Source organism: Superficieibacter electus (assembly GCF_002915575.1).
Lineage (GTDB): Bacteria > Pseudomonadota > Gammaproteobacteria > Enterobacterales > Enterobacteriaceae > Superficieibacter > Superficieibacter electus.
The window spans coordinates 1-5,908 of sequence record NZ_PQGD01000053.1 but is presented as its reverse complement, the minus strand read 5'-3'; the positions used below and the strand labels follow the sequence as shown (position 1 = coordinate 5,908).

Here is a 5,908-nt window from a genome sequence, read left to right as displayed (position 1 = left end):
TGGCAGGGCATCGATCCCCGTCAACACTTAGCTGGAATAGCCGAAGAAAAACGCATCCAGAATGAATACACGCTGGAAAAAGTTGCGGAACAGTAGCTTAAAGAGAAGAAACGGACCAGCGATCTTAGCGAAGATCACGCCAAAGATGTCTGGCGCTCGCTGGAGATGCACGTCTTCCCTTCTCTGGGCAATACACCTGTTACCGAGATCCGCCCAGAGATGCTCTACGGCAAACACCATATGAATGCGTACCACCATAACCCGGACACGATGCTGGTTGCCATCTGCGACACCGATACAGAACGCTGTGACGACCTCGCCATGGCATATGGTGTTATGGGCTATACCCGGCTGGATGCCCTGCTGCAGGAGGAAGCCATCGACGTGGTCTCGGTGGCAACACCGGACCCGTACCACGCCGAATCCATCCTCACCACGGATGACGTAATCAGCGTGCCGACAGAGTGGCTGAACTGGGCGAGCGCAAGTTCCCCGGTGTGGTTCCTCGGCTCACACTGCTTTGACCTGGTGCGCCATCTCTCCGGCCTGAAAGTGGTGTCGGTGTATGCCGCCGGGCAGAAGCGACTGATGGTCGAATGCGGCCTCGACACATTCGACAGCGTGCAGAGCCTGCTGACGATGGCCGACGGCAGTTCGTGGGTGGTGGAAAACTCATGGGTGCTGCCGGAAGGCTTTCCGAAGGACAACGTCGGGCGCATCGATATCCTCTGCGAGGCAACCTATATCCGCAGCACCTCCCAGCACCGGGGACTGGAAATCATCACGCCGGGCATGACGCTCACGCCCAACAGCTATTTCGTCAACTACCGCAACGGTGTCGCCAGCGTTTTTGGTATCGACCCTATCAATGATTTTGTGCGGGCAGTTAGGCATAAAGCGCCCTACCCGGTCACCGCTGAGGACGGGCTGGCAGTGAGCCGGATTTGCGTGGCAGTGCATCGCAGTCTGGAAAGTGCCCGGCCAGAACAAGTACACAAAAGTGTCTGATATTACCAGGAACAACGACTCCGTATCAGTTATCATAATACCAATCCGTTATCATCACTCGACAAATAACAGGGAGGATTTATGACAACACAGGAATATCCTTTTATTTCTGGCCCGCACAACACTGCCGATCTGCTACCCTTCCAGCCGTCAGATTTCGCAGCGTCTGCATTAGTGATACAAGCTGCAAAACGGAAAGGGGAACCGCTCTATACCCAGGGCCAGCCTGTGTGCGGTCTATGGTTTCTGAACTCCGGCGTACTGGGTCTTTATCACACACTTGATTGCGGAAAGGATACACTCGTCAGAGTCTACCAGGCAGGGCAATGGTTCGGTTTTATTAGCCTTTTTGGTAATTCGCAGCATCACTGCTGTGCGCGAGTTTTACAAAACGCGACCGTGAATCACATCATCCCCCACGATAACCAAACATTTAAACTTGATCACCCGGTGTTTATTGAAGCGTTAATTCAACAAGTTGCTGCCAGCCTTGCCGATGCAGAGCACCGACTCGCATGGATTGCCCGCCATTCTGCACGACATCGCGTACTGAGCAGCCTGTGGTATTTAACGCAGCGATATCCGGATTATGAATGGGCATGGCATGAGGTGGCAGAGTTCGCCGGGTGCGAGACCGAAACAGCGTTACGTTTTAGTAAAGAGTTAAAGCAGGCGGGGATCCTGGATGGCGCGCAGCGCCGCCTGCTCGTTCGTTACCCGGAAAAGCTGGCAGAATTACTGGTATAAGCAGCAATATCATCCGCCACAGCCATCACGCGGGCGGGTGATTGCTGTGAACGGATCTGTTGTGCCATAAAACGCATCCAGGGATCCATATGACCGAACATCAGACGATATCCCGCACAAAGATGATTCAACCGGTCGTGTAAGCGATGTTTTGGACACCCTCCCTGACAGGCAAAGCGCCACGGGCAACGGTGGCAGATGTCCGGTAGCTGCGCCTTTTGTTGGCCAAAATGACGTTGCGCTTTACCAGATACCAGCTTTTCTATTGGCTGCTGTAGCAGATTACCCAACCGATGTTCCGCATCAACATAGTGGTCGCAACTGTAAATATCGCCGTTCTGCTCAACCACCAGCCCGCGTCCACAGGTGGGCTGCATCACACATAAGGCCGGGCGTTCGCCCAGCCAGGCCGCCAGCGTATTATCAAAAAGCTGAACGAATATTCGTCCAACATCATGCCGTACCCACTCATCGAAGATAGCGATAATAAATCGCCCGTAATCCTCTCCCGTCACTGACCAGGGCAACAACCCACGCTGCGCGTCATACTCCACCACCGGAATAAACTGGATAAACTCAGCCCCCACTTCGCGGGTCAGAAAACGGTAAATTTCCAGTGGAGCTTGTGCCGTCACGTTGTTCACCACGGTCAGGATATTGACGTCCACACGATGGCGTTTCAGGTTATCCAGCGCCGCCATCACCTGTTCAAACACAGGCTTACCGCTGCCCGTCCTGCGGTAATGGTTATGCAGATGCGCCGGGCCATCCAGCGATAACCCGACCAGAAACTGGTGCTGTGCCAGAAATGCCGCCCATTCGTCGTTAATCAGAACTCCATTTGTCTGGAGGCTGTTGGTGATACGTTTATCCCCGACATAGCGCTGCTGGAGCGCTACAACCCGGCGATAAAAATCCAGCCCGGCCAGCGTAGGTTCGCCGCCCTGCCAGGTAAAATTCACCTCCGGGCCAGGCGATACCTCGATGTACTGACGAATATACGTTTCCAGCACCTTATCGGACATATGCCTCAGCCCGCAGGTATCACGCAATACCCCCTGTCCTTTTGCCAGATAAAAACAGTAATCACAGGCCAGATTACAGCGCCAGCCTGCAGGCTTCGCCATCAGATGAAAAGCGTGTTTCATAGTGTCACCAGTATCAGCGTGGCTATCATCAGCAATATTCCGGAGAACATACGTCGCAGCCAGCATTCCGGCAGCAGAGTGCGCAGCCTCATACTCACCGGCTGGAACATCAGCGTGAAGAGAAAGGTCACAGCCACAATAGCCATATTGACGTAACCGTACTGCATCGCCTGCGGTAATGTTCCAGTAGCAGGCGCGGTATGAGAAAGATACTGCCCCCAACGCCGAACAGCGCTGAGAGCAGACTGGTTGCCATACCGCAGCCGCAGAGTGCGGCAATCATCCATGCGGTCATTCATTACTCCACAGGAATAATTATTGGCCGTGCTTCACCAATCGCCGCCATTTTGCGGCTGATCGCCTGACGTAACCATTCACGCGTCCGGGCATGCTCCGGGCTGGCGATCAGGTTCTGGCGCTCCCATGGATCATTTAACAGATCGTAAAGCTGACTCTCCCTGTAAGTACTGGCACCAGACTTATTCCACGGATCAATCTCGGGTGCCACAATCTCATACTTCCAGCGCGTGGTACGCAGCGCCCGGCCAACTTCAGACTCACTAATCTGAATCAGCACCTCATTGTCCCAGTCATCGGCATTGAGCGCCTTTTGCAAATCCCGGCCCACCATCGCCTCCGGCACAGTAATGTCTGCTGCACTTAGCATCGTGACCGGAATATCGAGCAGCGTCACCAGTTGCTCTACCGTTAAGCCACCGCTGAACGGTCCGCCACGCACCACGCAGGGGATACGAATACTGGATTCATGGCACGAACGTTTGTACTCGTCATTGCGGGTTCGAAAATGGCAACCGTGATCGCTAAAGAAGAGAATGATCGTATTGTCATACTCACCGCTGGCCTTCAGGTAATCGACAATCCGCCCGAGGTTCTCATCAAGGTTTTTGCACATACCGTAATAATCAGGAAGGTTTTGTGGCCAATCGCCGGGACGATTTGCCAAATCTGCTGGCACAGCAGCATCCCGGTAACGCTCGGCGTAACCATCCGGAGCGACAAAGCGCGCCATATCGTTCTGAAAATGCGGCTCCAGATAAGAGATAAACAACAGGAAGGGATTCTCCTGCGGGCGTTTTTTCAGATAATCGAGCGCGAAAGTGGTCTGGTCATCTACCCGGTAGCCGTCGAACTGCACCGGCTGGTTATCATTATCAAAAAAGTGACCGCCGTAAGGGTGCGACGTATGTTCCAGCGCATCTGCCGCCAGCCAGTGTTGCCAGCCACCGCGAAGCGCCTCTGGCACAGGTTTTTCATCCAGATCCGCCAGATGCCATTTCCCAATATAAGCGGTGTCATAGTTGGCCTGATTGAACAGTTTCGCTATCGTTACTTCATCCTCGCGCAACGCGATATTATTGCGGTAACAACCATTTTGTGTCGGGTAGCGCCCGGTTTGCAGGCAGGATCGCGCCGGGCCACAAACTGGCTGGACGGTGAAGGCATTTTCAAATTTAACCCCCTCACGGGCAAGCTGATCTAACACAGGCGTAGTGCTGACCGAAGGGTTATAACAGCCCACCGTGTCCCAGCGTTGCTGATCGGTAAAAAATACCAGGATATTTGGTCTCATGTTTTCTCTCCGTTAAAGCGTCGCGGACTGACATACGGTTTTCAGACGCGGGGTTGAAGTGAGCAAAAAAGCTGAAAGTAATGTGAATCCGGCGGTAATGCTGCCAAGAATTAAATAGGTGTTATGAAATCCAATCGTATCGTATAAATGCCCAGCCACCGTCGAGAGAACAATGGCAGCAGACTGCTTAATAAACATCACGCCCACCAGATAGATGGTCCCAGACAGACGAGTATCAAAGACATCAGTGATATATTTGAAAATACCAATCAGCAGGAAAGGCACTTCAAAATTATGCAGCATCCGTAAGAAGAGCACTTCAATCGGCCCGGTAGCAAAGGATGACCCTATAATTCTGATACTCATGATCGTACCGGTTATCAACAATGCATTCTTGCTACCAATATATTTATTAATCAACACAGGAATAAAAAACATGACCGCTGCATCACCAAGATTACCAGCGGTTGTGATGTAACCGAACGCCCGCGCAGCCTGTTCCTGGTGTTCAAAAAAGCGAGTGAAGAAGTTAATAAACTGCTGGTCAAACACATCATAAATACAGGCCACACCTAATACATAAATCGTGAAATACCAGAACTGGCGGATTTTAAAGAGTTCCAGCACGCTGACCTTTTGCTGGCGGATCTGCTCGGGCTTGATCCCCGGAAGCGGTTCCGAGCGGGCGATGAGCAAAATGACGACCAGAAACAACGCCAGCGCTGAACCAATCCAGTAAATCCATGAGGGATCAAAGCCGTACAAAATCCCGGAAACCGTAGCGCAGATCGCTGAACCAAAGCAGCCAAACAGTCGGGAGCGCCCGTATTCGAATCCCCGGTTACGGCTGACCTTTTCCACAAAGGCCTCTACCGCGCCATACCCTGCATGGAAGATAAACCCTAAATATAATCCCCCCGATACCAGCCCAATGTAAAAGTGGTTTTTCAGCAGCGGTGTGTAGATATAAATAAAGAAGGGTGCAAAAAAGACCATCAGAATAACAATCAGCCACAGCAGGTATTTTTTAGGACCCAGCTTGTCAGTTATCCAGCCCAGCAGCGGTTGCAGACAAATAGCGGCAACCGCGAAGGAAGAAAAAACCATACCAATATGCGTTTTATCCAGCCCAACCATGCGAGTCAACCACATTGGCAGAAATAAAAAACAGGAAGACCAGTTATAATAGTAGAAGAGAAAGAATAATCCCCAGAGGATAACATTCCATTTTGTCTCACGTTGCGCGGCCATATACAATAACCCCAGAAATTTGGCAGTTACATGATGATAATTGATATTCCACTCCTGGTTTATAACCGTTGTCATATCCCACTGATGGCTTAATGTGAATTAAATCACAATACAAAGTTATTTATAAACAGGTGATATTCGTCATAAAAAGTATGATTTTGTT

6 protein-coding genes and 1 pseudogene are annotated in these 5,908 nt (G+C 51.5%); 3 read left to right on the top strand and 4 right to left on the bottom strand.

Annotation, left to right across the window (positions count from 1 at the left end):
- Positions 1 to 120: 120 nt before the first annotated feature.
- The 3 genes and pseudogenes from CHU32_RS29010 to CHU32_RS27410 all read left to right on the top strand — a co-directional run.
- Positions 121 to 213, top strand: a pseudogene (locus tag CHU32_RS29010) (phage integrase central domain-containing protein); the annotation flags it as partial.
- 6 nt (positions 214 to 219) lie between these two features.
- Positions 220 to 1,008 carry a Gfo/Idh/MocA family protein gene (locus CHU32_RS27415; RefSeq protein ID WP_103678817.1) on the top strand — a complete coding sequence of 263 codons (789 nt, stop codon included), beginning with the start codon at positions 220 to 222 and terminating at the stop codon, positions 1,006 to 1,008.
- Positions 1,009 to 1,089: 81 nt separating this feature from the next.
- Positions 1,090 to 1,755, top strand: coding sequence for a Crp/Fnr family transcriptional regulator (locus tag CHU32_RS27410; RefSeq protein ID WP_103750952.1), 666 nt, complete (start codon positions 1,090 to 1,092; stop codon positions 1,753 to 1,755).
- On the opposite strand, the gene CHU32_RS27405 is transcribed toward CHU32_RS27410, so the two are convergent.
- Genes CHU32_RS27405 through CHU32_RS27390 form a run of 4 tightly spaced genes read right to left on the bottom strand, consistent with a single transcriptional unit; the run spans position 1,722 to position 5,745 of the window.
- Positions 1,722 to 2,903, bottom strand: coding sequence for an anaerobic sulfatase maturase (locus tag CHU32_RS27405; RefSeq protein WP_103678814.1), 1,182 nt, complete (start codon positions 2,901 to 2,903; stop codon positions 1,722 to 1,724). The genes CHU32_RS27410 and CHU32_RS27405 overlap by 34 nt on opposite strands.
- On the bottom strand, positions 2,900 to 3,202 hold the full coding sequence (locus tag CHU32_RS27400) for a hypothetical protein (RefSeq protein ID WP_245880281.1): 303 nt from the start codon (positions 3,200 to 3,202) through the stop codon (positions 2,900 to 2,902). The genes CHU32_RS27405 and CHU32_RS27400 overlap by 4 nt, the downstream gene beginning before the upstream one ends.
- On the bottom strand, positions 3,202 to 4,494 hold the full coding sequence (locus tag CHU32_RS27395; RefSeq protein WP_103678815.1) for a sulfatase family protein: 1,293 nt from the start codon (positions 4,492 to 4,494) through the stop codon (positions 3,202 to 3,204). The genes CHU32_RS27400 and CHU32_RS27395 overlap by 1 nt, the downstream gene beginning before the upstream one ends.
- A 12-nt stretch (positions 4,495 to 4,506) precedes the next feature.
- Positions 4,507 to 5,745, bottom strand: coding sequence for an oligosaccharide MFS transporter (locus tag CHU32_RS27390; protein ID WP_103678816.1), 1,239 nt, complete (start codon positions 5,743 to 5,745; stop codon positions 4,507 to 4,509).
- Between the last annotated feature and the right edge of the window lie 163 nt (positions 5,746 to 5,908).

What these genes read in the sequence shown, in the direction of transcription:
- CHU32_RS27415 (WP_103678817.1), top strand. Translation starts at nt 220, where the DNA reads ATGCTCTACGGCAAACACCATATGAATGCGTACCACCATAACCCGGAC.
- CHU32_RS27410 (WP_103750952.1), top strand. Translation starts at nt 1,090, where the DNA reads ATGACAACACAGGAATATCCTTTTATTTCTGGCCCGCACAACACTGCC.
- CHU32_RS27405 (WP_103678814.1), bottom strand. Translation starts at nt 2,903, where the DNA reads ATGAAACACGCTTTTCATCTGATGGCGAAGCCTGCAGGCTGGCGCTGT.
- CHU32_RS27400 (WP_245880281.1), bottom strand. Translation starts at nt 3,202, where the DNA reads ATGAATGACCGCATGGATGATTGCCGCACTCTGCGGCTGCGGTATGGC.
- CHU32_RS27395 (WP_103678815.1), bottom strand. Translation starts at nt 4,494, where the DNA reads ATGAGACCAAATATCCTGGTATTTTTTACCGATCAGCAACGCTGGGAC.
- CHU32_RS27390 (WP_103678816.1), bottom strand. Translation starts at nt 5,745, where the DNA reads ATGGCCGCGCAACGTGAGACAAAATGGAATGTTATCCTCTGGGGATTA.